Source organism: Planococcus glaciei (assembly GCF_900099655.1).
Lineage (GTDB): Bacteria > Bacillota > Bacilli > Bacillales_A > Planococcaceae > Planococcus > Planococcus glaciei.
In genome coordinates, this window is the sequence record NZ_FNDC01000011.1 from 65,065 (window position 1) to 90,337 (window position 25,273).

The following is a 25,273-nucleotide window of genomic DNA, read 5'->3' on the forward strand; positions in this document are numbered from 1 at the left end:
CTGAATGTCTTTTGTTTAAGTAAATGCCTTATTTCACAATTCCGATAGCAAAGCCGTCATAGCCTTTGCTGCCGACTGTTTGAAGGGCAGTGCCGTCGATCAATGCCTCATCCGCCATCAAGTCCATGAATTCCCGCACCGCTTTTCCGGTAGGGTCTTCCGGGTCGAGTACGCGCCCGCTTCGTACCACATTATCGGCAATGATAACGGTGCCAGGTCGTGAAAGTTCCAGTGCCCATTTAAAATATTCAGGATAGCTCGGTTTGTCCGCATCAATGAAAATCAAGTCGAAAGCTGGCCATCCCTTGGATTTCAAAGTCGGCAATGTATCAAGGGCTGCTCCTTCGATGACTTCGATTTTATCGGACAATCCCGCGCGTTGGATGTTTTCGCGGGCCACTTTGGCGTGGGCGTTTTTGTATTCAAGTGTCACAATGCGTCCATCTTCCGGCAAGCCGCGCCCCATCCAAATGCTGCTGTAGCCGCCAAGTGTACCGATTTCCAAAACGTTTTTGGCGTTCGCCATTTTCACCATCAGGCTCAGGAACTTGCCATGATTCGCTGAAACATCGATTCCCGGCAATCCGGAATCAGCATTATTTTGCTGCACGGCTTTCATGACCGGATCTGTGTTGTGAAGCTTATCTGTAAAATAATCGTCTACGTCGTTCCACATTTGCTCTTTCATTAAAAGACCTCCTGATTTTCAAGATGCTGTTAAAGTTTGCGCCAGCTTAAGCTATAAAGAGCTTAGTTTTCTTGAACTGCCGTTTTAACTGCCTTTACTTCGTATTTGGCCACTTCCACATTAAGGATATGCGCCGGTTTGGGTTTGTTCAGGTTCGCTTTATGGCCGGCGATATGGACATCGCTTTTCTCCCATTGCTTCCAATGCGCTTCGGATTCCCATGTCACGAGGATCAGCACTTCTTCTTCGCCGCGTCTCACTTTTTTCTGTAAAACCTTCATATCAACAAAGCCTTCTTGCTTTTCAAGAATTCCGGGTTTGCTGAAGCGCTCAAGCACCAAGTGGGAATTTCCTTCAGTGATGGTCATTTTACGGGATTGGATAAACATATTTTAATCTCCATTCATTTTATAATTTTGAACTTGCTTTCGATACATTCTCTGCGATTTCTTTAAACTTACTCGCCATGGACAGTTTCGCCGGGTTTGTCTTCGGATGCGGAAGAACTTTCATGCATTTCGTCTTCATGGATTTCAAACAGCTGCGTAAATTCAGCGATCACCATATCAACCGCTTTCAGTTCACCGACCAGAACCGGATGGATCGTCTGCAATTCCGGCGTTTCCAGCTGCTGTTTTAACGTATGCCGGCGGGTGTTCATGCGGGCCAGAAATTCAAGGGCTCTGCCGCGCCTGAACGTTTTGGCGCCGCCGCGTTCTTTGCGCCGGTGTCCGCCTCTGCCGCGACGGAATTCCTCCCGACTTAGGTCATCAGATCTGGTTGGTTTTGTGTCTTCGGGTTCTTTCATTGCTTTTACCTCCAAACGTATGCATTTCATTATCCGTTCTTTATTGTATACATTTGTATACAAAGTGTCAAACTATTAACGAGCAACCTTGTAAGGACATTAATAAACTGAAATAGAAAGTATATTAAACAAAAATTAAGAAGTCGTTCACAAAAGTACTTCACATGATTGACTTACATTAAATGCCATCAATAATGCTATGATGAAAAAGAATGAATTTATCCATTTTTTATATGTCGAAGGAGGATAATTATGTCCACAGAATCCATGATTTCGTTAAGCAGTTCGTCATTCCTTCATTTGCGGCTCGGTAAAGAATGGATAGGGGAGAAAACGGCCTGGCTCGCCATCATCGGTTTCGGGACAATCATTTTCAATCAAATTTTTGTGAACTTAGTTATCGCCGGTTTGCATTCTTATGCCTAAACGAAGTTAGAGCCCTGGGAGAACGATTTGTTCTCTCAGGGCTGTTTAGGTTCTAAAAATCTACGGAAAGCTAAACGGTGGAACGCGTTTTATGGGATAATAAGGAAAATATACATCAGCTTCAAACAATAGCCGCTTCATCCATAAAATGAAAGGAACAGGGTTCATGGCATTGAAAAATATACTGGCAGCTGGGTCACTCCTTTTTCTTTTAATAGGCTGTTCGGCTGGGATAATAAAAACAAACGGAAGTACAGAAGAAACGCAGGCAGAGTTTCCGCCGTCGATGGCAGGAATGGTCCGCATTGACGGCGAGCTGCACGACCTGAAAGAAGGCAACCTCCGGTGGGAAAGGAAAAGCGGCACCGGAACGGAAGTTGCGATGACGGATGCTGCTTCACCGCCTCAATTAGCTGAAGAAGTAGTTGCGATACAAGCAAGCCCAAACGCCGTGATTGAATTGGAGATAGAGAGAGATCCAGAAATTTCCGTCTATCATTGGAGTGAAAACAGGAGAGAGGAGAAAATAGAGTTAACCGACCATCAATTCCAGGTTCCTGTTAGCGGAGGCCGCTATATTTATGAAGTGCTCGCAACTTGGGAAGGCGGAGAAGTGTCCTATACGTTTGTCATCGAAGTGGAGTAGTTTTTGGAGAGATGTAAATATATCCTATAGATGGAACTTATTATCTTTTATTTCTTAAGGATGATTAAAGCAATACGGAAGGAGAAAGACGTATGTCATTTAAAAAAATTGTCCTGTTGATTGGCGCGTTTGTTGTATTTATACTGGCGGCGCTCATCAGCTGGTACGAAGGCGGGCAATTGCGCGACGAACCGGGGGAATGGCGGTATACCGCCGTGTTCTCTAATTGGGCAAATGAAGGCTTCACAAATGCAGACAATCTGTGGGTTCTTGATCATTTTGTCTATGCCGCAAAGTTTGAGCCCCTTTTTCCGCTAGTGATGGCGATATCGTTCTATTTTGTTTTGTTCCAGCTGACTTTCTGGTTATTAAGAGGAAGAAGAACCGTAAGAAATGCGATATTATTGCTCATAGCGAGCATTTCTTTCCTAACATGCTATGCTTTATTTGATTCGCCGACCATTGGCTTTCAGCTGTTTGCTTTCCTATTCGGGATTACAGGGGCATTCTCCGTATTTGGGATGATTGCGGTAAAATCCGGAAGATACAGTGAAGCGAAAGGCTTTTGAAAAGGAAAATTTTCGTGACAGGAAGCTTTTCCTATTTATATGAATCAAAAGAGACAGCCGATTGACAAACGGCTGTCTCTTTTTGTATATCTCTTTTATTCCTGCACAGTTCGCCATAAAAGAACTCTTCCTTTATAAGCAATCAAGCTGACTGCTGCTAGTAAGATACCCGACAAGACAAAGACTCCGCGGATGCCAAATGCATCTGCCAAAACACCCATCATAAGGGAGGCGACGCCAAAGGTTCCGGTGCCGATTGCGCCGAGCGTTGTGAACACCATTGGCAATTGGTTTTTCGGTACGCTTGTCTGGACCACGGTCTGCTGCGGAATGTTTTTGATCTGTCCGAAAACACCGACCAAAAAAGACAATAGCAATGCTAGCAGCGGCAGGCTGTTTAGCCCGAAGAGAATAGTGGCAAGACTGCTTGAGACAGCACCTAGGAAAATGAACTGGCTGAGCTTTTGCTCGATCCGGTCCGAAAAGCGCAGACAGAAAAGGCTGCCTGCGATCAATCCGAGAAAGAAAGAACCATTTATGAAGCCCCACCATTGTTCACCGGCCGACAAAGCATCGCTGACAAAAACATAAAGAATTGCGGCGATCCAAACAGTGCCGGCAACGGTTTCCAAAACATCCATCCAGGCAATCCGTTTTAGCACGGGTGAAGCGGAAACGGTCTGCCAGCCCTGTGTGATCTGCTGCCGCTTGCTTTGCTCCTTGGAAGGCGTAATGTGAACGGACTCCAACCCGCATAAAAGAAGGCTCGACAAGAAAAACAAAGCCGCAGTCAGCCAAACCAAATCGTTTGCTGAGAGCCAAATCAACAGTGAGCTGCTAACAAACCACATGGCGGTTTGGATCGACTGGGTAATAGTTTCAGTGATGCCATTCGCTTTTAACAGCTGTTCACTCTTCACGTAATGCTGGAGGAGTGTTTGAGTCACAGGGTTGGCACAGCCGTCCAGCAAGGCAACTATACTGATGACTGGAAATAGCACATAGTAGTTGGAAAGAAAGAGTTGCGGCAATAAAGATGCTAGCAAAATCAGCAAGGCGGTTTTGCCCATCTGCGAGCCAGTTAGCAGCCATTTCAAATTAAAGCGCTGCATCAGCAGTGGCGTCAATGTGTTCGACAGAAACATCGATGCGGTAATGGTAAATGGTACAAAAGCGGCAGCAGTGGCCGATCCGGTCAATTCAAAAATTAGGTAAATCACACTGACGATGTACAAGACGTCGCCAATATTCGCAAGCGACTGCCCGGTCAACAGCAAATTGAAATTTCGATTCAGTTTCATAATTGTATTCCCCCGTGAATTCAATTCGTAATTGTTATGAATGAATGGGGCTATTTAAATTGGACTACAGGTCATATCGAATGCCCCTTTCAGCTGTCGGACGGTTCCCCGGGGGGAAAGGGGGGCGTCCTGGATTTTGGTTAGCTCCATTATACGTTAAATATACATAAAATAAATGGGATTGAAAGAAGAAAATGGAAAGTGGCGCAAGACAACTCTCATTTATTTAATGACTAAAAATAGATAATCCAACTAGTCGCTTTAAATATATTGAAGCACATCAGTTGCACTTAATTTACTTTCAAGTTATTCTAAGTACAAGAAATATACCCCTAGGGGTTTAATTTGGCGAAGGAGATTTTCATGAAGACATTTTGGAATTCGCTATGACCAGCGCAGCGGTTAGCATTTCTGGCAGGAATTGCGTTTTTTGTTTTTATAGTCGTCACCAAATAAAAGTTAATACAAACGGCCAAATGATTCATTGGCTGATAAGAGGGAACAATACTTAGGAATAAGCAATTAACAAGAGAGGGGTTTTCATTATGTTCAATTACACAGTAGAAACGGAAAAAGGCAGAGACGAAGCGGTTCAAGCACTCGCAGAAAACTTGCAGGCAGAAAAGTTCGGGATTCTTTGGAATTTTGATTTGACAGCAAAACTTCAGGAAAAAGGCACAGATTTTGATACTCCGTTCACCATTCTCGAAGTCTGCAACCCTCAGGAAGCAAACCGGGTGCTGTCAGAAGACTTGATGGTCGGATACTTCCTGCCATGTAAAATTGTAGTCTACGAAGAAGAGGGAACGACGAAAATCGGCATGCCAAAACCAAGCGCTTTGATTGATATGGTGCAAAATGAGTCAATCAAACAAATCGCTTTGGATATTGAAGAAAGATTGATTGGCTGTATTGATAAATCTGTTTAAAAAGACAAGCTGAAGCCAAAATAGAGGCAAATAGCTAAAGAAGATGGAACAATTCCTGATGTTTAAATGTGCATAGGCGAAAAATTAGGGATTGTTCCTCCTATATAAAGAAAAGCAATATAGTTGAAATTATACCCAAAGGGGTATATGATATGATTATCAAAAGCTTATAAACTTTTTAAAGGAGAGACAAACCAATGGAATACGATAAACAAGTCCAAAACCGGCTAAAACGGATTGAAGGCCAGGTGAAAGGCGTCCTGCGGATGGTCGAAGAAAACGACGATTGCCGCGATGTAGTTACTCAGCTGTCTGCAGTTCGAAGTGCAGTGGATCGCGCAATCGGCGTCATTGTCAGTGAAAACCTGGAACAGTGTGTCCGTGAAAGCCTTGAAAAAGGGGAAAGCACCGATCAGCTTGTAAAAGATGCAGTGAGTCTTCTGGTCAAAAGCCGCTGAGAAAATTCGTCAATCATGTGTTGACGAATTTCTTCTCGGATGGTAATATACCCCATAGGGTATTAAGTTAAAGTGTGCGAACCTTTTTTATTTATAAATTTATATACCCCTATGGGTAAATGGAGCGGAGGAAACAAGACAGTGGAACAAACAAAATCAACAAACATTATTTTATTCAGCGGGGATTACGACAAAGCGATGGCAGCTTATATCATCGCAAATGGGGCGGCGGCCTACGACCACAAAGTGACCATCTTCCATACATTTTGGGGATTGAATGCACTTCGGAAAGACAATCCGCCTGCCGTAAAGAAAGGTTTTCTTGAACGGCAATTTGCCAGAATGATGCCGCGGGGCGCAGACAAGATGGGCTTGTCCAATATGAATATGGGCGGCATGGGACCCAAAATGATCAAACAGGTCATTGGCAAACACAATGCGATGACGATGCCGCAACTGATTGAAATGGCGCAGGAACAGGACATCAATTTGGTGGCATGTACAATGACGATGGATCTTCTCGGACTGCAGCAGGAAGAATTGCTTGATGATGTAACATACGCTGGAGTAGCGGCCTATTTGGCAGATGCAGAAGACGGCAACGTGAATTTATTCATTTAACGAAAAGAGGGGAACTATGGATACTTGGTTAATGATTTTAATCGGTGCTGTTATTGTCTTTATCGGTTACCGCGCGATCGCACCAGCAAAAGGCGGAAAATCCATTTCGACGGATGAACTGAAGCCAGAACTTAAGAAAATCGGCAAACAATTTATTGATGTAAGAACACCAGCAGAGTTCAAAGCAGGGCACATCAAGGAATTCAAGAATATCCCGCTCAATGAATTGCCAAATCGCCTGAATGAACTGAACGCAGAGCAAGACATTTACCTGATCTGCCAGAGCGGTATGCGAAGCAGCAGAGCAGCAGACTTATTAAAGAAAAATGGTTTTGAACAAGTCGTTAATGTAAGAGGCGGCATGAACAATTATCGTCCATAAGCTGAAGGAGGAAAAACAATGAACCGAATGACCACACAAGAAGTACAAGCACATATTAAAAACAATAAAGACGCATCAATTATCGATGTGCGCGAAACAGAAGAAGTAAAGGCAAGAAAGATTCCCGGCGCAGTTAATATCCCTTTAGGGCTTATCGAGTTCCGTTTGCAGGATATCGACAAATCTAAAGAACACATCCTAGTTTGCCGATCCGGCAACCGCAGCGGCATGGCAACAAATATCCTGGAAAGCCGCGGCTATAACGTCATCAATATGGATGGCGGCATGCTGGACTGGGACGGACCGACTGAGTAAGTAAAAATTTTTTAACTGAAAATATACCCCACTGGGTACTAGGAGGATTATTACATGATTAAAACAGACCAAATTCTTGATGCAAAAGGGCTTGCATGCCCGATGCCGATTGTACGCACAAAAAAAGCGATGAAAGACTTGGAACCCGGACAAGTGATTGAAGTGCAGGCGACCGACAAGGGTTCGCTGGCCGATATGAAAGCTTGGGCGAAGAGCAGCGGCAACCAATACCTCGGTTCTTCCGAAGAAGGCAATGTGCTGAAGCATTATTTGCGCAAAGCTGATCAAACAGAAGAAAAAGAGGAAGTTCAGTTTCCTCACACCGTGACGAACGCAGAATTGCAGGGACAACTGGGCCGTGGCGATGTCCTTTTGCTCGACGTCCGCGAACCGGCGGAATATGCATTTGGCCACATTGAAGGTGCAGTTTCCATTCCGCTTGGCGAACTGGAAACCCGTGTACAGGAATTGGATGCAGAAAAAGAAGTCTTTGTTATTTGCCGGACAGGCAACCGCAGCGATTTGGCAGCGAAACAATTGGCGGAAAAAGGCTTTGGCCGCGTGAAGAATGCCGTAGAGGGCATGAGCCAATGGGCCGGCGAAACGAAACAAAGCAATAGCTAAGCAATCTTACAATTTAATTTAACTGGAGGAATACAAAATGGCAGGAAAAACAGCAATCATTGCATCAAACGGATCGTTATTCGATGCTTACAAAGTCTATAATATCGCAACAGCAGCAGCGGCCAGTGATCACGAAGTGGCCATCTTCTTCACATTCGAAGGATTGAACCTGATCAACAAAGAAGCATATGAGCAGTTGGCGCTTCCGGAAGGGAAGGAACAGATGGCTGAAGGGTTACGGGCAGCGAATGTACCGACCATTCCGGAATTGGCCGAAATGGCGCAAGAACTTGAGGTAAAATTCATCGGCTGCCAAATGACGATGGACTTGTTCGGACTAGAAAAAGACGCATTCATCGACGGCATTGACGTCGGCGGAGCTGTCACGTTCCTGGACTTTGCAAAAGACGCAGACGTCACCTTAACGTTTTAATCCAAAAAAATTTACGCGATAAAATACACTAGGGGGTATTTGTATGACTGTAAAAGCATTGACTGCAAAACAAGTAGCAAGAAAAGTAATCGACAACGAACCATTGTTCATCCTGGATGTGCGCAACGGCGACGCATTCGCCGACTGGAAAATTGAAGGTGGCAACATCCAATATTTGAACACACCTTATTTTGAGTTATTGGACGGAGTCGAAGAAGTGGTTTCAGAGCTTCCAAAAGACAGAGACATCCTTGTGGTTTGTGCATAAGAAGGATCTTCTGTCATGGTAGCCGAAATGCTGGATGAAGAAGGCGTCGACGCGGCGTATCTTGAAGGCGGCATGAAAGCCTGGAGCGAACATTTGGAACCAGTGAAAGTCGGCGATTTGAAAAACGGCGGCGAATTATACCAATTCGTCCGTATCGGAAAAGGCTGCTTGTCGTATATGGCCATCTCCGGAGGCGAAGCTGCGATCATCGATGCCACTCGCATGACCGATATCTTCTTGGATTTCGCGCAGGAAAAAGGGGCAACGATCAAGCACGTATTCGATACACATTTGCATGCTGACCATATTTCAGGAGGCCGCACAATTGCAGAAGCGACTGGCGCAACCTATTACTTGCCGCCGGCAGATGCAGAAGAAGTGGTATTCGACTATGCAGAATTGGTCAATGGTTTGGAAGTCGCGATTGGCGATGCAAAAATCGAAATCGAAGCCTTGTACTCACCCGGGCATACCATCGGTTCGACATCGTTCATCGTGGACGACCAATACTTGATGACAGGTGACATTCTGTTCATCGATTCCATCGGACGCCCTGACCTTGCCGGCCTTGCGGAAGACTGGGTAGGCGACCTGCGTGAATCGCTTTACAGCCGCTACGCAGAATTGGCTGACGAGCTGATCGTTTTGCCGGCTCACTTCATGATCATGGAAGAGCTGAACGCAGACGGCAGCGTTGCGAAAAGATTAGGCGACCTGTTCAAAGAAAACCATGGCTTGAATATTGAAGACGAGCAGGAGTTCCGCGATATGGTCACGAAAAACCTGCCGCCGCAGCCGAACGCATACCAAGATATCCGCCAGACGAACATGGGGAAAATCACACCGGACGATGAAGTGCAGCGCGAAATGGAAATCGGACCGAACCGCTGTGCAGTCCGTTAATTCTAAATCAAAAATTCAACTAAAAAAGCAGAAACTCAAAGGAGCGAATACGATGAACGCAGATAAAGTATTAGACGCAAAAGGCTTGGCTTGTCCAATGCCGATCGTCAAAACAAGAAAAGAAATGAAAGACATGGAGTCTGGCCAAGTGTTGGAAATCCTGGCAACCGATAAAGGCGCAAAAGCGGACATGACGGCTTGGGCAAAATCGGGAGGCCATGAATTGCTGGACATTCAAGAAGAAGGCGGCGTCCTGAAATTCTGGATCAAGAAAGGCTGAAAGCAGTAGAAAGGGTATCGCTGTGATACCCTTTTCTCTTTTGGAAAGGGTGACAAAGAATGAGTTTTGATTTTATTATCGTCATATTCCTGATCGGCTTTATCGGTTCTTTCATCTCCGGTATGGTCGGCATCGGCGGCTCGATCATCAAATACCCGATGCTTCTCTACATACCGGTGATGTTGGGTTATTCCGCATTCAGTGCCCATGAAGTCTCCGGCATTAGTGCCATCCAAGTGTTTTTTGCGACAATTGCCGGGGTTTGGGCATACCGCGGCAGCGGGTATTTGAACAAAACGCTAATTGCCTATATGGGCGGAGCCATTTTACTCGGGAGTTTCATCGGAGGCTACGGTTCGACGCTAATGTCTGAGCAGGCCATCAATGTCGTATACGCCGTTTTGGCCACGATAGCGGTCATCATGATGTTCCTTCCGAAAAAAGGAGTCGATGATATCCCGCTCGATCAGGTCACGTTCAATAAATGGCTGGCAGCCGCATTGGCCTTTATCGTGGGGATTGCAGCGGGAGTCGTTGGAGCGGCGGGCGCCTTTATCCTGGTGCCCATTATGCTGGTGGTCCTGAAGATTCCGACCCGCATGACCATTGCGACATCGCTTGCCATTACGTTCATTTCGTCCATCGGTTCGACCGTGGGGAAAATTGCAACAGACCAGATTCTCTATGGCCCTGCGGCAGTGATGATTGTTGCGAGTCTCTTGGCAGCACCGCTTGGCGCAAAGCTAGGCCAGAAAATGAATACAAAGTATTTGCAATGGATACTGGCACTCTTGATCCTTGGAACAGCGATTAAAATTTGGGCGGATATTTTGTAATTGGACAGAGGGTTATTGAAAAGGAGACAGCACATGGCTGTCTCCTTTTTATATTAGATTACGGTTTGCACTGTGTTTCTTCTTCGACAAATCCAGAAGGATAAACCACTTGGCCTGATTGTTCATAGTCGGCCGATGATTCGCCTGCATAGATGATTTCGTCGCCCTCATCTGCTTGTTTATACATGTCACGGGCTAATTGGATCAACTCTTCTTCTGTTTGCGGAACCGGCACATCGGGTTCATCGATCTCTAAAATTGTCGTCTGTCTAATCACAAATTGGGTTCCTTCCGAATTTGTTACAGTCTCATATGGAGTTAAATCGTTTTCATCACAAATTATCTGATCTTTTTTTAATTGGCTGTTGGAAACTACTGCAGAACCTTTATATATAATCGGATAAAGAGCAGCCGATATAAACAAAATAAATGCCCATCTAAGCAATCTTTTCAAGCCATCTCCTCCATTTCTCCTTGAAAAATAGAAACGCTGCGAACCCATTAAACACCCGACTTATTAACTATGATCGTACCATTTATATGGATGGGATGACGAGAATTCTAAAAAAATATATTAGTCCCAAACTTTCTCGGTTAATCAAGAAAGTTTTTTCATAACTATTGTTATATTGAAAATAGTAATGGAAAGTCATAGTTAGTAGAATGAACTTTGAATGCGGCCAGATTAAATCTTACATAGGCCAAATAACCTTGCCTGTACTGGTTAGATATATGCTTTTAATATTTTTCGAAACAATCATTCATGAATTATATTGACAATGAAAGCTCAGAAAACTATAGTTACAATAGTGAAATTGATAATCATTATCAATGAGAAAAGAGAGGAATTACTAAATCATGAATAAGCATAGAAAATTTTTAGCGGTGGCAATAAGTTTAGCGATAGCCATTATACTAGGAGGCTGTTCGGACGATAAAGCCGAATCTGCTAATGGGGCTTCAGCGGACAACTCCATCACAATCTCCTGGCCAAGAGATATCGGCACGATGAATCCGCACGTTTATAATCCATCGCAGCTATTGGCCCAATCGATGATTTATGAACCGCTGGTCAGCTATAAAGAAGGCGGCGAAATCCAACCGCATTTGGCAGAGTCTTGGACGGTTTCCGAGGATGGGTTAGAATACACTTTTAAGATTCGTGAAAACGTTAAGTTTACTGATGGCTCGGCGCTCACAGCGGCTGTAGTCAAAAAGAACTTCGATGCGGTCATGAAAAATTCAAGTTCCCACAGTTGGCTTGGCGTAATCAATGTTTTGGAAAAGACCGAAGCAGTTGACGATCGGACTTTTAAAATGGTGCTAAAAGAGCCGTATTATCCGGCACTTCAGGACCTGGCTGTTGTTCGGCCGGTGCGATTCCTGGGCGAAGCAGGATTTCCGGAAGACGGCGACACATCTAAAGGCATCACCGAGCCTGTCGGTACAGGTCCATGGATGCTGAAGGACTATAAGAAAGACGAATATGCGGTGTTCACCCGCAATCCCGATTACTGGGGAGAAAGCCCACAGCTTGAAGAAGTCAAAATCAAAATTATCCCCGATGCTGAAACCCGGGTTCTGGCATTTGAAAAAGGCGATTTGGATTTGATATACGGCGAAGGCGTCATCAGCATGGATTCCTTTAATCAGTTGAAAGAATCGGGTGAATACCAAACCGCTCTTTCTGAACCAGTCGGAACAAGAAGCTTGCTGTTAAATACAACAAATGAAAAATTGGCAGATTTGCGGGTGCGGAAAGCTCTCCAGCACGGTTTCAACAAACAGGCGATGGTCGAAGGTGTCACATTAGGATTGGAAGAAAAAGCGGACAATATCTTATCGACAAATTTCCCGTATACCGATATTGAAGTGGAACCGTTTGACTACGATGTGAAAAAAGCTGCAGATTACCTGGATGAAGCAGGCTGGAAGCTGCCTTCCGGAAAAGCAGTCCGTGAAAAGGACGGCCAGCCCCTCGAATTGGAATTAATCTACGACAAGACCGATCCAATTCAAAAAGCGATGGCCGAAACACTGCAGGCCGAATGGTCAGCAATCGGCATTAAGCTGAATATTAGCGGGCTTGAATTGACCACTCAAATCGAACGCCGGAAAGCCGGAGATTTTGATGTCGATTTCTGGTACAACTACGGAGCGCCTTACGATCCGCATTCGTTTATTAATGTTGTAGCAGAAAAAGGATGGGGCGTTGCAGAAGCCCATTCGAACTTGCCGATGAAATCGGATTTGGATAAGCAGATAAAAGAAACGCTGGGGTCTACGGATGAGGCGAAGCGCCAGCAATTATACGGTTCGATTCTTGGAACCTTACAGGAACAATCTGTTTTTGTACCCATTTCCTATATTAAAAAGTCGGTCATTTACCAAAACGGTGTGGAAGAATTTATCTTCCCGGCAAACCGGGATGAACACCCTTTCAACGAAATGAAAATCAGCAAGTAACAGCGGGGAGGACAAGTCATGGCAACCTATATTTCAAAACGGCTCCTTGCTGTCATCCCCATCGTTCTCTTTGCCATTTTTCTGATGTTCTTACTCATCCGCCTTTCGCCGGTTGATCCTGCAGAAGCGTATCTTTCCGCAGCCCATATTCACCCAACGGATGAAATTCTGGCCGAAAAAAGGCACGAATTCGGTTTGGATCAGCCCTTGTGGATGCAGTATGTCCAAACGGTCAAAGGAATTGTCCTACTGGATTTTGGCAATTCGTTTGTAACGAATACTCCTGTTTGGCAGGAGATTTCAGCAAGAATGCCAGCAACCATCCAGCTCGCCCTCAGCAGTATACTGTTGGCTATTGCCATCAGCATCCCGCTCGGCTTTTTTTCAGCGGTATACAAAAACGGGGCAATCGATCATTTTAGCAGGCTGCTTTCTTTTTTAGGCGCTTCCATCCCCCAGTTTTGGCTGGGCTACCTGTTGATTTTTCTCTTTTCCGTCAAGCTGGATTTGTTCCCGGTGGAAGGGAAAGGGACCTGGCAGCATTTTGTACTGCCCAGTCTGACTTTGTCCCTGGCATTGATTGCTGTCTACACCCGCTTGCTTCGGGCCAGTGTACTGGAAGAGCTGGAGCAGCAGTATGTTTTATATGCGCGGACGCGGGGCATCAAAGAAAAAGCCATTATGGGCAAACACGTCTTAAAAATCGCGATTGCTCCTATGATGACGGGGCTTGGCATGAACCTTGGAAAACTTTTGACCGGTACGATTATCATCGAACAAGTTTTTTCATGGCCGGGATTCGGCCGATATTTTGTAGAAGCCATATTTAACCGGGACATTCCTGTTATTCAATGCTACGTGATGTTGGCCGTTTGCTTATTTGTCATATGCAACTTGATTGTGGATATTGTGCAAATGTACATGGATCCACGCATTTCATTGAAGGGAAGGGCTCAGTTTTGATTTCTAGCATACGAATCGCAAGAAAGAGCCAGGCGGCCATTCTCATTGGCTCTGCCACACTGGCCGCATTCTTCCTGATTGCTATTTTAGCTCCGTGGATCGCGCCGAATGATCCCATCCAGGTGAACCTGGTGCTTAAATTGTCGCCTCCTTCTTTCGACTACCCTTTGGGAACGGATCATTTAGGGCGCTGCAACCTGTCTCGGCTTTTATACGGCGCGCGCGTCTCGTTAGGTTTCGCTTCTTTAATTTTTGTGGCTGCTTTAGGTTTCGGTTTGGTGATTGGCACAATTGCTGGATACAAAGGCGGCGTAATTGATGCTGTATTGATGAGATTTTGCGAAGGCGTTATGGCGTTTCCGAATCTTGTGCTTGTTCTTGGCATCGTCGGATTGCTCGGCCCCGGGCTTTGGCAGGTGGTGATGGCGCTGATGATGGTTCAATGGGTATATTACGCAAGAATGATCCGCAATATGATTGTCGGTTTGAAAGAACAAAATTTCATACTGGCTGCCCGCATCAGCGGATCTTCCACAGGGAAAATAATCAGGCGCCACATGATTCCAAATGTGCTTCCGCCGGTTCTGGTGATGGGCACACTTGAAATGGGATGGGCTATCATGGATCTGTCGGCACTGTCATTTCTCGGGCTCGGCGTCCAACCTCCGACTGCCGAATGGGGTGCCATGATTCTGGAAGGCAAAAACTTCATCCGCAGCCAGCCTGAATTGATGCTCTACCCGGGGATCATGATACTGCTCGTTGTGATTTCTTTTAATGTATTAGGTGAAGCTTTATCAGAGAAGTACGGCATTAAAAAACGGTAGTAGAGAGGGATGATTGGATGGACAAACAGCATTATGTACTGCAGGCGAAAGGCGTAGACATCTCAGTAAACTCAGCTCAGGGAAGGCTGCCCCTTGTTCATGACCTGCATTTGGACTTGAAGCCTGGAAAAGTGCTGGGACTTGTAGGAGAAAGCGGGAGCGGCAAGACCATTACGTGTATGGCGCTGCTACAGCTGTTAAATCCAAAAACCATACAAATAGGCGGAAGCATCCAGCTCAATGGCCGTGAACTGAATGGGTTGAAGCCTAAAGAAATGCGCAACGTTCTCGGGAAGGAAATCGGCTACATTATGCAGAATCCCATGAATGCTTTTACTCCCGTGTATACAATCGGCAGCCAATTTGTAGAAACGATCCGCGCGCATACACCTCTTACAAAAAAACAGGCGATTGAATTGGCGGTTTCGTCTATGGCCGCAATGGATTTGCAGGAACCCGAGAAATTAATGCGGATGTACCCTTTTCAGCTGAGCGGCGGAATGCTGCAGCGGGTCATGATCGCGATTTCGATGTGCCTGCGTCCATCTGTGCTGATTGCGGATGAACCGACAACTGCACTTGACGTTACAAGCCAAATGCAGGTTCTTTCAGAACTGGACCGGCTTCGAAAAGAGTGCGGCACTTCGATCTTGTTGATATCACACGATTTGGGCGTTATTTCAGCTCTTGCTGACGATGTCGCAGTGATGCAAAAAGGACGGATTGTTGAAAAAGCGGAAGCCTTCCAATTGTTCGATCAGCCGCAGCATCCCTACACGAAAAAATTGCTGCAGGCCAGACCTATGTTGCCGATGGAATACGAACGTGAAAAGCTGGTCATTTAAACTAAATGGCCAATAAAGTGAGATGAGGGACACGATGAATTTACTTGAAGTGGTAGGCGTGACGCATACATATGGCTCGTTCCGTTCTTTTCGCCGTAAAGAAAAAGCGGCGACTGCCCTTTCCGATATATCCCTTTCTATCGGAGAAGGTATGTGCCTGGGGCTTCTCGGAACAAGCGGAGCCGGAAAAAGTACATTAGGGAAAGTGATCTTGGGTGTCGAAAAACCGACAAAAGGAACGGTCCTATTCCAAGGCCAAGATCTCTACACAATGGGGGCTGCCGCCCGAAAGCATTTTCGCAGAGACCTGCAAGTCGTTTTCCAGGACAGTTTTTCATCGGTGAATCCTAGAATGACGGCGGAAAAAATTATAAGTGAGCCACTGGAAAACTATGAGAGACTTTCTCCATCGGAACTGAAAAGGAATGTGGCGCAATTATTGGAAGTTGTCGGATTGCATGCGGATGACATGACAAAATATCCGATGCAATTCAGCGGCGGACAGCTTCAGCGGATCAACATTGCGAGAGCAATTGCCCTAAAGCCGAAAATGATCGTTTTGGATGAACCCGTCAGCAGTCTCGATATGGTCACTCAGACACATATCTTAACTTTATTGAACGAGTTAAAAGCTGAGTATGGCCTTTCATATTTGTTTATTACACACGACATCAGAGCAGCATACTCGGTTTCTGATGCACTTGCAGTAATGGATAAGGGAAGAGTGGTCGAAATGGTTCAAGACAAGGATGAAATCTTTTCTTCACAGCAGCCTGTGGTGAAGAAATTGGTGTCTTCCATTCTTCCTGAACATCCACGAAACCGGACGCTATTAAATGGGGACGTGTTTGTATAATCAAGACGGGCTGATCCAAGCCCATAAAGTAATTTGGTCAATGAAGTAGAACGCACATTGAAGGATGCAGCGCTGCGAAAAGAAGACATAGCCAATAAGCCGCCGAAGAGAAACGATGTATGTTTCTCCTTGGCGGTTTTTGTGTTAACTTGGGGTAGGAAATAAAAGGAATTATTGGTAATCTAAAATAGTGTGGATTTCCATTAAAAAGAAGTTTTATCGAATAGAACTTAATTGGCCGTTTTTAGTGCAAAAAGGAGGAACTCATGAAGCCGCGTTTGGAACTTTCAATCATTTATTTTTTTGTATTAGGCTCAGGTGCCATATCTACTATGGATTTTATAAGCCAACCGGCAAAGTCTGTATTTTTGGAAACTGCAATGGCCGTCCTAATCTCTATGGGAATCATGTATATCTATAAATATTTCCAAAAAGCTTCTGAAAGCAAGTAAGAGAGATGCATATATAATTTTGGATTTGAAGGAGGGATGCTGAAATGGAAAGGTTCGAGATGAGTTTTAAGAACAAGCGGGTGCGGATCTGGTTTTCGGTGATTTTGCCAATAACTGTATTGGCGATTCTTTTAACCATTTTTCTTCCTACTGAGATGCAAATAGTTCCGACACTGCTCTTAATGGCCACGTTAGTCGTCTACTATGCCTGGGTTTTTATGAGCCAAAGGAAGAATAAAGGCTGAGCAAGTAAACGGAGCATTCTTGCATTATGCCACGGTGAAGTCAGTTTCTTCAGAAGAAGTTTTTCAATATGTTAAAGGGATAATAAAAGGAAAGCTTCCTTCTTTAATTGCCTTCTACAATGGCCGTTACTAGCTTGAGGTGAACAGTGATGAAGTGGTGATCATTGCTAAAAAGAAAGAAGACATAAATGTGTTCTAGAAATTTCTGCTGAAAGGATAAAACCCATGAAAAATTATCTGTTATATCGTACCGCACTCATCATCCTATTTACGGCAGTCCTTATTTATGACCTAATGACAAAAGGTTTTATCTTAACTTTAAGTGCAGCCATCCTGTGTACCGTCCTATTAATGGCGATGGATAAGAAAATGAAGAGCTTAAACAAGGCAGCGAAGCATTCTTAAATGAAGGCAAATGGGGAATTGGGGAGGAACTGCAATGGCTGATCCAAGAAAAATCTGGCATGGTGCAGCAGCGCTTGTTATGCAAGAACACAAGCTCTTGATGGTGAAAGCGAAAGAATCCGGCAAATGGAGCATTCCGTCTGGCGGAATTGAAAAAGGAGAGTCGCCTGAACAGGCATGCGTGCGGGAAGTTTGGGAAGAAACCGGCTGCACAGTAAAAGTGCACGGGTCCATACATACGAAGAAAATAGTCATTAAAGGCTACGACGTCACCACTTCATATTTCCACTGCAAATTGGTGGAAGGGTAGATAGCGTATCATGATCCGGACGATGCCATTGAAGAAATTGCCTGGAAAACGGAAAGAGATCTGCTGCATCTGGATCTTGAATACCCCGAAGATCTGGAACTCCTGCTATCCCATTTAAACCGCAGGGCTATAGAAATGTGACCTGTTGAAGAACCAGGCACGCGAGAATTATGTATCCTTATCCATACAACGAGCCGCTTTTATCAAAGCGGCTCGAATTTGTATTTTAGGAATGATGTATTTCAGAAGTTTTATACCTTTCTGTTCAGCATGCGCAGCCCGTTCAAAATAACCAGAATCGTGCTGCCTTCATGGCCGATCACACCATAAGGAATAGTGATCGATTGCATAAAATTCAGGAATACCAGAACAATAATGACGCCCACTGAAAAGTACATATTCTGCTTGACGATTTTCTCCATTTTCCGGGCCAAGCGGATGGAGTACGCAATGCGTGATAAATCGTTTTTCATCAAGATGACATCGGCCGTTTCCAGTGCCACGTCCGTGCCTTCGCCCATTGCAATGCCGGTCGTGGCAGTTGCCAGTGCAGGCGCATCGTTAATGCCGTCGCCGGTCATGGCCACAAATTCATAGTCGGTGATCAGTTTCTTCAGTTCTTTCACTTTGTCGCCCGGCATACAGCCACCGACATAGGCATCCACGCCGCTTTCTTCCGCAATGGCTTTGGCTGTTTTCTCGTTGTCGCCCGTCAGCATGATGCAGAAATTGCCGGCTTTCTGCAATTCGTGGATGGTGCTCTTCGTGTTGTCCCGGATGGTGTCTTTCAAGGCAATTGCCGCGGCTATGCCTTGGCTGTCCCGGACAAATGTGACGGTTTTGCCTTCGTTTGCCAATCGGGTCAATAAACCGCCATGGAAAGCTTCGGCTTCATCCTCTCCGGCAAATGCCGGTTTGCCGATTTTGATTTCTTCCCCTTGAATGATCGATTTCAACCCGTTTCCGGGGACATCCGTTATTTGAAGATTAGCCAGCGGTTCGATCTTTTGGGATGTGATGTATTCCGTAATGGCTTTGGCCAGCGGGTGGTTGGACTGCTTTTCAATTCCTGCAATTTTCTCCATTATTGCTGTAGAATCAAGCCCTTCCCGCAAGACGAAATCCGTGACTTGCGGCTTGCCGCGGGTAAGTGTACCGGTCTTGTCAAAGGCGATGGCACGAACAGCACTCAAGTTCTCCAAATGGACGCCGCCTTTAAAAATGATGCCGCTTTTGGCGCCATTGGATATGGCAGCCAAAGTCGCTGGCATGATGGATGCCACGAGCGCACAGGGAGAAGCCACAACGAGCAGGAGAATCGCCCGGTAAAAAGTGGTGTTCCAGTCCCAGTTGAACAGATAGTGCGGAAGGAAAAGCATCAGCGCAAAGACCGCCAGCACAACGTTGACATAGTTTCCTTCAAAACGTTCGACGAATTGTTGGGAAGGCGGTTTCTCGCTTTGGGCCGATTGCACGAGATCGATAATCTTTTGCACCAGCGTTTCAGAATTCGGCTTTGTCATTTCCATTGTGATGGCGCCGCTTAAATTGACCGTCGAAGCAAATAAATAATCAGGAACGTCTTTGGACACAGGAATCGATTCGCCGCTGATGGTCGATTCATCAACGACAGTATGACCCTTTACTAACTTGCCATCGGCCGGTATGCGTTCGCCCGGCTTCACGATCAGCTTGTCGCCGGGCTTTAGTGTGGAAATGCCGACGCGGGTTGTTTCGTTCCCTTTCAACAGCCAGGCTTCTTCCGGCTGGATTTTCATCAACGCAGACAATTCCTGCCGGCTCTTATTTACGGTGTAAGTCTCCAGCGCGCCGCTCAGTGAGAAAATGAAAATCAGGATGGCGCCTTCCGTCCAGTAGCCGATGATGGAGGCTCCGATGGCAGCCAAAACCATCAATAACTCGACATTGGGTTTTCGGTCTTCCAAGGTTTTTTTCAGCCCATACTTTGCCTTGGCATAACCTCCGATTCCAAAAGCAAGCAGATAAGTAAAAATGGACAGGCTTGCCACTCCCGAAGTTTCTAAGAGATAGGCGATGATAATCAATATTCCGGATAAAATGGCCGCAATCAATTCGATATGAGTTCTCCAGTTTCGCATGCAGCACTTCCTCGGTTAAGACGTCTTTTATAAGAGTTTTTTTATGCTCATTCTAAGAAGTGGTATTTAAAGTGAATATTCTGATTATAATGCTGATTCCATCTTACTATGAATGCATGAAAAAGATAAGGAGGACTTTAAAGGAAGGGGGACAAATATTTCCAGATTCCATCGGAGCTAAAGGATACATTTGACGAATGGGTAACGATGGAGGCGAGGAATGCAAGCCGCAATTAATTTTATCAACAAAAAACACCGAAGCTGCCGGTTCGGCGGCTTCAGTGTTTCCCGGTTGCTGTTCTATTCAAAGCCGAAACTGCTTAGTTAAGCATAGAAGAATCGGTTGAGTTGGTAGTGGTTGTAGTTGTTTTGCTGTTATCGCCCTCTTTAGAGCTTGATACTTTTTCTTTCACTTGATTTGTAGCGTCAGCCGCTTTTTCTTTTGCCTGCGAAGCGAGTTCAGTGGCTTTTTCTTTTACTTGGGCGATTTTTCCGCTGCCGTCGCTAGAAGAATTGCTGCTGGCCAATTTATCTTTTACAGTTACTTGCAATTCCTTGCCGCTTTTTGGTGCCATTAGAAGGGCAAGGGTAGATCCGATTGCTGCTCCGCTTAAAAGACCTGCGAAGAATCCGCCGCCGGATTTGCCTTTTGCCGCATTCGGCTGGCCGCTGATTTTTCCGGCCCGCTGAAGGCGTTCTTCTACTTCAGCCACAATTTCTTTCACGGAACTGCCGCTTACTTCTACAAGCGAGCCTTCAAAGCTAAGGTAATCATAGCTGTCTGAGTTGCGGACAACGATTACGTCATAGCGGATTGCGTCCGTTTTCTGATTGACCATATCGGCCTGATACCCTTTTTTCTGCAAAGCTTTTTGAATGTCTGTAAATGGATGTTCTACTGCGATTCTTGGCATATTATCTACCTGCTTTCTATTAGAGTCATGCCTGTCTTTTTCCCTCTTTCACCCCGTTCTTAAACATAAGGCGTATTTTAAGGTGGAAAGGCGTTCAAAAGTGGGGAATCGGTGAGGTGAAAAGCTATAACTGAGTAAACAAATAAGAATTGTAAAATTAGTTGTTGACTCTCCGTTGTTTTAATATTATGATTATTTTAACTTCATACATCTTATCCAGAGAAGCCGAGGGACTGGCCCGTTGACGCTTCAGCAACCTCTGACATTTGTCAGAAAGGTGCTACTTCCAGCAAGGATTTTATTCTTGGGAGATAAGAGCGGGACGGTAGTGAAACTTAGCCTTCTTTTCTCTTTCTGGGAAAAGAAGGCTATTTATTTTTGTTAAAACAATGCAACCAAAGGAGAGGGACATTATGACACGCAAACGGATTTATTTGAACGCTTTTGACATGAACTGCGCCGGCCATCAATCGCCGGGGCTCTGGACGCATCCGGAAGACCAGTCGCATCAATACAAAGACAGCGAATACTGGATCGAACTTGCAAAACTATTGGAGAAAGGAAAGTTTGACGCCATTTTCATCGCCGATGTCCTCGGTACATATGATGTCTACAACGGTTCAAGAGACGCTGCCGTCCGGCAGGGAGCCCAGTCGCCGGTCAATGATCCTCTGCTTGTCGTGCCGCTCATGTCAGCCGTGACGAAACATTTGGGCTTCGGCGTCACTGCTTCAGTCACGCATGAACATCCTTACACCTTTGCCCGCCGGATTTCAACGCTCGACCATTTGACGAAAGGCCGCGTCGGCTGGAATATCGTCACTTCCTATTTAAAAAGTGCTGCGTTGAATATCGGCAAAGAAGATCAGGTCAAGCACGACAAACGCTATGATATTGCCGATGAGTATTTGGAAGTTTGCTATAAGTTATGGGAAGCCAGCTGGGAAGATGATGCGGTCATTCTGGACAAAGTGAATGGCATTTACGCGGACCCCGATAAGGTGCATGATATCAATCATATAGGAAAACACTATAAAGTGCCGGGTGCCCATTTAACGGAACCGTCGAAACAACGGACGCCGGTGCTTTATCAGGCAGGCGCATCCAAAAAAGGCGTGGCGTTTGCCGGAAAACACGCGGAATGCGTCTTTATCGGCCCGCCGAATATCGATATTGCCAAGCAGACGATCACCAAAATCCGTACGGAAGTGGCAAACGCCGGACGTGACCAAGAGGAAGTCAAAATTCTATCCTTGCTTACACCGATTGTTGGCAAGACGGAAGAAGAAGCCCTTGCCAAATACGAAGATTACAAGAGCCACATCAGCCATGAAGGGGCACTGGCTTTATTCGGTGGATGGACGGGCGTCGATTTGTCCGGCTACGCACCGGAGCAGCCGCTTGAATACATTGAAAACGATGCGATCCAATCCGCATTGGAGAATTTCACAAAAATACTGCCGGGCAGAAAACCGACCGTCAACGACATTAAGGAATATGTCGGCATCGGCGGACTTGGGCCATTTACGGTTGGCTCTCCAGAACAGGTAGCGGATACTTTGGAACAATGGGTTGATGAAGCGGGCGTCGACGGCTTTAACATTGCCTATGCAATCACCCCGGGAACTTTTGCTGATTTTATCGAACTGGTCGTGCCCATCCTGCAGGAACGCGGCCTTGTCCAAAAAGAATACCAGGGCAGTTCTTTGCGGGATGCCTTATTCGAAAAAGGAGACCATTTATTGCCGGCTCACACAGGCAAACAGTACATGCGGGTTCCAGCCTCGGTTGACAGCTAAATTCGCTTGCGAAAAAGGAGGGGGAAAAGCCTGGTATTCAGCTTTTCCTCTCGTTTTGTTTGTATCTATTCCCACGCGTTCATGGCTGATTTTGATACGTCTCGTTGATTTGATGGATAACCATGTGGAGCTGAAGTAAGTGCGGTCTTTATTCCAACACCCCCCCATTAGCGAAGCGGCAATCAACGTGAGAAAACCCCTCATAATTTGCTTGTGAGGGGTTTTCTTAGCGTTTATTTATAAAGCGTTCAGAATCAGTCCGATTGAAGAATAAATAATGACCGTAGAAAAAATCGTCATCATATGGATCAGGGAAAACAGGAACATTTTATTCGCCCATACTTCAATTGTCATGCTGCGGGAGCCAAACAAGCTCAATCCCAGCCAAATCAAGCCAAGAATCAGTGACATCAAAGTCAAGCCGAGGCTCAAAGGCAGGAACAAAAAGCTGGAGAGTACCAGCAGCACCAAGTAGATATTGCTTTGGATGTAAGTGCGTCTCGCGCTTTTGACAACGGGAAGCATCGGAATGCTTGCCGCTGCGTAATCTTCTTTTTTGCGGATGGCAATGGCGTAAAAATGGGGCATTTGCCAGATCACCATGATCAAAAATAATGCCCAGCATGCCGGATGCCAGATGTCAGGAGCCACGGCAGCCCAGCCGATCAAGGGAGGGATGGCTCCGGAAATGCTGCCGACTTCGGTATTCCAGATAGTATGGCGCTTGGTCCACATGGTATAAGGAATGACGTAGAAAAAGACCCCCAGAAATCCGAGGAACGCCGCCAAGGGGGAGGCAACATACAATAACCCCAGCCCAATCAGCAATAACAGGACCGCCACTATGGCCACCCGTTTAATTGAAATGGTTCCGGTCACCGTGGGGCGAACTTTCGTGCGGGCCATCAAGGCGTCAATGTCGCGGTCGTATATGTTGTTGAACGCACCGGACGCTGCAATGATCGCTGCAGTTCCTGTGAATGCCAGTAAGATGTTCACAATGTTATCGGTAAAGCTGTATTGATATGTGTACAACGCGAGCATCAATCCAGCGATCATCGGTATCAGATTCGACTTGATGATTCCGGTTTTGACGACTTGGGCCCATAATGTTTTCTTTGATTGTTTTGTCATTTAATCTCTAGCCTCTTTCATATCCACGAAGGCCACTGTAACTCAGATGATTGTTCGGATTCTTTAAATCTCATATGTGCACAATCAATTTCACGCAGTTCAGTAAGACGTCGTTCATACTCTTGCTTTCTGTATCCAACAACTAAGTATACATGAAATAACGGTTTAAGTTGGTTAAAACATATCGACAATTTCTAAAGAAGGCGTTCACTTTACTTTCTTTACTGTTGCAATGATTATTTTTACACAAAAAAGCAGCGAAATTAATTCGCTGCTTCTTGCTGTACTTGCTTCGGTGTTTTCCAGGCAAATGTCAAAGCAATGCCGATGGCAAGCGTGACTGTTGCAAAATAGAATGGATAGTTCAAGTCGATATCGAACAGGATGCCTCCGATAATTGGGCCAATAATGTTCCCGATGCTTGTAAACATCGAGTTCATGCCGCCGACAAACCCTTGTTCATTTCCGGCAATCCTGGACAGATACGTCGTAACCGCAGGCCGCATCAAGTCGAAACCGACAAAGACCACCATGGTGACGAGCAAAATTGCCCAGTAGCTGGTCACATACGTCAAGATCAGGACAAGAGCGGTCGAGACGATCAAACTGTAGCGGATCAAACGGATCTCGCCCCACCAACGCGTAAAACGGTCGAAAAAGCCGACTTGCACGATGACTCCGACAATCGCACCTAGTGAAATGACGATGGCGATATCCTGCGGCGTAAAGCCGAATTTGTGGTCCACAAACAAAGCGAACAGCGACTCGAAAGATGCAAGCCCGAATGAGGAAATGAGGATGACCATAAAGGCGATAAAATACATGGGTGAAAAAATGCGGCCGAATCCCGTTTTCTGTTCACCGTATAAATTCTCTTCCTGTTTTTGGCGTTCCGGTTCTTTCAGCAGCAAGAGCGATAAGAACATCGCAAACAGCCCGAAGCCTGCGGCGAAGAAAAAGGGAAGGCGTGTGCCGATTTCTGCCAGGAACCCGCCGATTCCAGGTCCGATGATAAAACCGGTTGAAATCGCTGCTGACATGTAACCCAGTGCTTTAGGGCGCGTTTTGAGCGTCGTGATGTCTGCAATATACGCGGTAACAGCCGGCATGATAAAAGCCGCACTGACGCCGCCAAGCAGGCGGGACACGAACAGCACTTCAACCGATTGCCCGAGGCCGAATAACAATTCGGACATACTGAATACGAATAATCCCAATACAATTAAAGGTTTACGGCCGTACTTGTCCACGGCGCGTCCGGCAAGCGGGGAAACGACCAGCTGCGCCAGCGCAAAAGCGGATACCATGTAGCCGACAACCGTTCCTGAAATATTCAATTCGTTCATAATGGTCGGGGTTACCGGGATGACCAAGCCAATTCCTAAAAATGCGATAAATAAATTCAACAGCAAAATAGATAAAACCAATTTGTAATTCTTCATAAATAAAC

The 25,273-nt window shown here is 45.7% G+C and carries 29 protein-coding genes, 2 pseudogenes and 1 riboswitch; of the genes and pseudogenes, 22 read left to right on the forward strand and 9 right to left on the reverse strand.

What is annotated here, in order from left to right; all coding sequences use genetic code 11:
- Positions 1 to 28: 28 nt before the first annotated feature.
- From BLQ32_RS13515 to BLQ32_RS13525, 3 genes are all read right to left on the reverse strand, one after another.
- On the reverse strand, positions 29 to 688 hold the full coding sequence (locus tag BLQ32_RS13515) for an O-methyltransferase (protein WP_074510719.1): 660 nt from the start codon (positions 686 to 688) through the stop codon (positions 29 to 31).
- Between the two features lie 62 nt (positions 689 to 750).
- Positions 751 to 1,077 carry an antibiotic biosynthesis monooxygenase family protein gene (locus BLQ32_RS13520; RefSeq protein ID WP_074510720.1) on the reverse strand — a complete coding sequence of 109 codons (327 nt, stop codon included), beginning with the start codon at positions 1,075 to 1,077 and terminating at the stop codon, positions 751 to 753.
- Positions 1,078 to 1,145: 68 nt separating this feature from the next.
- The gene (locus BLQ32_RS13525; protein ID WP_074510721.1) at positions 1,146 to 1,496 is read right to left on the reverse strand and encodes a hypothetical protein; all 351 of its coding nucleotides are present in this window, start codon (positions 1,494 to 1,496) and stop codon (positions 1,146 to 1,148) included.
- 285 nt (positions 1,497 to 1,781) lie between these two features.
- On the opposite strand from BLQ32_RS13525, the pseudogene BLQ32_RS19710 reads away from it, so the two are divergent.
- From BLQ32_RS19710 to BLQ32_RS13540, 3 genes and pseudogenes are all read left to right on the forward strand, one after another.
- Positions 1,782 to 1,922: pseudogene (locus BLQ32_RS19710) on the forward strand (c-type cytochrome biogenesis protein CcsB); the annotation flags it as partial.
- A 166-nt stretch (positions 1,923 to 2,088) separates the two neighbouring features.
- Positions 2,089 to 2,568: a hypothetical protein gene (locus tag BLQ32_RS13535; RefSeq protein WP_074510722.1), complete on the forward strand. Its 480-nt coding sequence runs from the start codon at positions 2,089 to 2,091 to the stop codon at positions 2,566 to 2,568.
- Between the two features lie 92 nt (positions 2,569 to 2,660).
- Positions 2,661 to 3,137 carry a DUF4306 domain-containing protein gene (locus BLQ32_RS13540; protein WP_074510723.1) on the forward strand — a complete coding sequence of 159 codons (477 nt, stop codon included), beginning with the start codon at positions 2,661 to 2,663 and terminating at the stop codon, positions 3,135 to 3,137.
- Positions 3,138 to 3,232: 95 nt separating this feature from the next.
- Here the strand turns inward: BLQ32_RS13540 and BLQ32_RS13545 are convergent, their stop codons facing one another.
- Positions 3,233 to 4,438 carry an MFS transporter gene (locus tag BLQ32_RS13545; protein ID WP_074510724.1) on the reverse strand — a complete coding sequence of 402 codons (1,206 nt, stop codon included), beginning with the start codon at positions 4,436 to 4,438 and terminating at the stop codon, positions 3,233 to 3,235.
- 545 nt (positions 4,439 to 4,983) lie between these two features.
- Between BLQ32_RS13545 and BLQ32_RS13550 the strand changes: the two genes are divergently transcribed.
- The 10 genes and pseudogenes from BLQ32_RS13550 (at position 4,984) to BLQ32_RS13595 (ending at position 10,487) form a co-directional block, all read left to right on the forward strand.
- Complete coding sequence (locus tag BLQ32_RS13550) at positions 4,984 to 5,367, forward strand: DUF302 domain-containing protein (RefSeq protein WP_074510725.1); 384 nt, start codon at positions 4,984 to 4,986, stop codon at positions 5,365 to 5,367.
- A gap of 197 nt (positions 5,368 to 5,564) precedes the next feature.
- Positions 5,565 to 5,825, forward strand: coding sequence for a metal-sensitive transcriptional regulator (locus BLQ32_RS13555; protein WP_074510726.1), 261 nt, complete (start codon positions 5,565 to 5,567; stop codon positions 5,823 to 5,825).
- Positions 5,826 to 5,936: 111 nt separating this feature from the next.
- On the forward strand, positions 5,937 to 6,446 hold the full coding sequence (locus tag BLQ32_RS13560; RefSeq protein WP_074510727.1) for a DsrE/DsrF/DrsH-like family protein: 510 nt from the start codon (positions 5,937 to 5,939) through the stop codon (positions 6,444 to 6,446).
- Positions 6,447 to 6,462: 16 nt separating this feature from the next.
- Positions 6,463 to 6,828 (forward strand): rhodanese-like domain-containing protein, encoded by a 366-nt coding sequence (locus tag BLQ32_RS13565; protein WP_074510728.1) that lies wholly within the window; start codon positions 6,463 to 6,465, stop codon positions 6,826 to 6,828.
- A gap of 18 nt (positions 6,829 to 6,846) precedes the next feature.
- Positions 6,847 to 7,143, forward strand: a complete 297-nt coding sequence (locus tag BLQ32_RS13570) for a rhodanese-like domain-containing protein (protein ID WP_074510729.1) — start codon at positions 6,847 to 6,849, stop codon at positions 7,141 to 7,143.
- A 54-nt stretch (positions 7,144 to 7,197) separates the two neighbouring features.
- Positions 7,198 to 7,767: a sulfurtransferase TusA family protein gene (locus tag BLQ32_RS13575; RefSeq protein ID WP_074510730.1), complete on the forward strand. Its 570-nt coding sequence runs from the start codon at positions 7,198 to 7,200 to the stop codon at positions 7,765 to 7,767.
- Positions 7,768 to 7,804: 37 nt separating this feature from the next.
- The gene (locus BLQ32_RS13580; protein ID WP_074510731.1) at positions 7,805 to 8,200 is read left to right on the forward strand and encodes a DsrE/DsrF/DrsH-like family protein; all 396 of its coding nucleotides are present in this window, start codon (positions 7,805 to 7,807) and stop codon (positions 8,198 to 8,200) included.
- 43 nt (positions 8,201 to 8,243) lie between these two features.
- A pseudogene (locus tag BLQ32_RS13585) lies at positions 8,244 to 9,371 on the forward strand (MBL fold metallo-hydrolase).
- A gap of 52 nt (positions 9,372 to 9,423) precedes the next feature.
- Entirely contained in the window at positions 9,424 to 9,651 is a 228-nt protein-coding gene (locus BLQ32_RS13590) for a sulfurtransferase TusA family protein (RefSeq protein ID WP_036808871.1), read from the forward strand.
- Between the two features lie 59 nt (positions 9,652 to 9,710).
- Positions 9,711 to 10,487 (forward strand): sulfite exporter TauE/SafE family protein, encoded by a 777-nt coding sequence (locus BLQ32_RS13595; protein ID WP_053167982.1) that lies wholly within the window; start codon positions 9,711 to 9,713, stop codon positions 10,485 to 10,487.
- 58 nt (positions 10,488 to 10,545) lie between these two features.
- On the opposite strand, the gene BLQ32_RS19715 is transcribed toward BLQ32_RS13595, so the two are convergent.
- Positions 10,546 to 10,764, reverse strand: a complete 219-nt coding sequence (locus BLQ32_RS19715; protein ID WP_131544287.1) for a hypothetical protein — start codon at positions 10,762 to 10,764, stop codon at positions 10,546 to 10,548.
- 581 nt (positions 10,765 to 11,345) lie between these two features.
- Between BLQ32_RS19715 and nikA the strand changes: the two genes are divergently transcribed.
- The 8 genes from nikA (at position 11,346) to BLQ32_RS13645 (ending at position 17,856) form a co-directional block, all read left to right on the forward strand.
- A complete protein-coding gene (nikA, locus tag BLQ32_RS13605) occupies positions 11,346 to 12,953 on the forward strand; it encodes a nickel ABC transporter substrate-binding protein (RefSeq protein WP_074510733.1) in 1,608 nt (535 codons plus the stop codon).
- A gap of 18 nt (positions 12,954 to 12,971) precedes the next feature.
- Positions 12,972 to 13,916 carry a nickel ABC transporter permease subunit NikB gene (nikB, locus tag BLQ32_RS13610; RefSeq protein WP_074510734.1) on the forward strand — a complete coding sequence of 315 codons (945 nt, stop codon included), beginning with the start codon at positions 12,972 to 12,974 and terminating at the stop codon, positions 13,914 to 13,916.
- Complete coding sequence (nikC, locus tag BLQ32_RS13615) at positions 13,913 to 14,743, forward strand: nickel ABC transporter permease subunit NikC (protein WP_074510735.1); 831 nt, start codon at positions 13,913 to 13,915, stop codon at positions 14,741 to 14,743. The genes nikB and nikC overlap by 4 nt, the downstream gene beginning before the upstream one ends.
- Positions 14,744 to 14,760: 17 nt before the next feature.
- Positions 14,761 to 15,588, forward strand: a complete 828-nt coding sequence (locus BLQ32_RS13620; protein WP_074510736.1) for an ABC transporter ATP-binding protein — start codon at positions 14,761 to 14,763, stop codon at positions 15,586 to 15,588.
- 34 nt (positions 15,589 to 15,622) lie between these two features.
- Positions 15,623 to 16,444: a nickel import ATP-binding protein NikE gene (nikE, locus tag BLQ32_RS13625; RefSeq protein ID WP_074510737.1), complete on the forward strand. Its 822-nt coding sequence runs from the start codon at positions 15,623 to 15,625 to the stop codon at positions 16,442 to 16,444.
- 266 nt (positions 16,445 to 16,710) lie between these two features.
- Positions 16,711 to 16,896 carry a hypothetical protein gene (locus tag BLQ32_RS13630; protein ID WP_074510738.1) on the forward strand — a complete coding sequence of 62 codons (186 nt, stop codon included), beginning with the start codon at positions 16,711 to 16,713 and terminating at the stop codon, positions 16,894 to 16,896.
- A gap of 44 nt (positions 16,897 to 16,940) precedes the next feature.
- The gene (locus BLQ32_RS13635; protein ID WP_036808842.1) at positions 16,941 to 17,141 is read left to right on the forward strand and encodes a hypothetical protein; all 201 of its coding nucleotides are present in this window, start codon (positions 16,941 to 16,943) and stop codon (positions 17,139 to 17,141) included.
- Positions 17,142 to 17,580: 439 nt separating this feature from the next.
- The gene (locus tag BLQ32_RS13645; RefSeq protein WP_157833105.1) at positions 17,581 to 17,856 is read left to right on the forward strand and encodes an NUDIX hydrolase; all 276 of its coding nucleotides are present in this window, start codon (positions 17,581 to 17,583) and stop codon (positions 17,854 to 17,856) included.
- A gap of 251 nt (positions 17,857 to 18,107) precedes the next feature.
- Here BLQ32_RS13645 and BLQ32_RS13650 read toward each other — a convergent pair whose 3' ends face one another.
- Together BLQ32_RS13650 and BLQ32_RS13655 are read right to left on the reverse strand one after the other, a co-directional pair.
- Positions 18,108 to 19,976: a heavy metal translocating P-type ATPase gene (locus tag BLQ32_RS13650; RefSeq protein ID WP_074510739.1), complete on the reverse strand. Its 1,869-nt coding sequence runs from the start codon at positions 19,974 to 19,976 to the stop codon at positions 18,108 to 18,110.
- Positions 19,977 to 20,296: 320 nt separating this feature from the next.
- Positions 20,297 to 20,890, reverse strand: a complete 594-nt coding sequence (locus BLQ32_RS13655; protein ID WP_074510740.1) for a YkuS family protein — start codon at positions 20,888 to 20,890, stop codon at positions 20,297 to 20,299.
- 209 nt (positions 20,891 to 21,099) lie between these two features.
- Positions 21,100 to 21,208: riboswitch (SAM riboswitch) on the forward strand.
- Positions 21,209 to 21,303: 95 nt separating this feature from the next.
- On the opposite strand from BLQ32_RS13655, the gene BLQ32_RS13660 reads away from it, so the two are divergent.
- Positions 21,304 to 22,689, forward strand: coding sequence for an LLM class flavin-dependent oxidoreductase (locus tag BLQ32_RS13660; protein ID WP_074510741.1), 1,386 nt, complete (start codon positions 21,304 to 21,306; stop codon positions 22,687 to 22,689).
- Positions 22,690 to 22,926: 237 nt separating this feature from the next.
- Here the strand turns inward: BLQ32_RS13660 and cyoE are convergent, their stop codons facing one another.
- Both cyoE and BLQ32_RS13670 read right to left on the reverse strand, forming a co-directional pair.
- Positions 22,927 to 23,823, reverse strand: coding sequence for a heme o synthase (cyoE, locus tag BLQ32_RS13665; RefSeq protein WP_074510742.1), 897 nt, complete (start codon positions 23,821 to 23,823; stop codon positions 22,927 to 22,929).
- Positions 23,824 to 24,086: 263 nt separating this feature from the next.
- Positions 24,087 to 25,265, reverse strand: coding sequence for an MFS transporter (locus tag BLQ32_RS13670; RefSeq protein ID WP_074510743.1), 1,179 nt, complete (start codon positions 25,263 to 25,265; stop codon positions 24,087 to 24,089).
- Between the last annotated feature and the right edge of the window lie 8 nt (positions 25,266 to 25,273).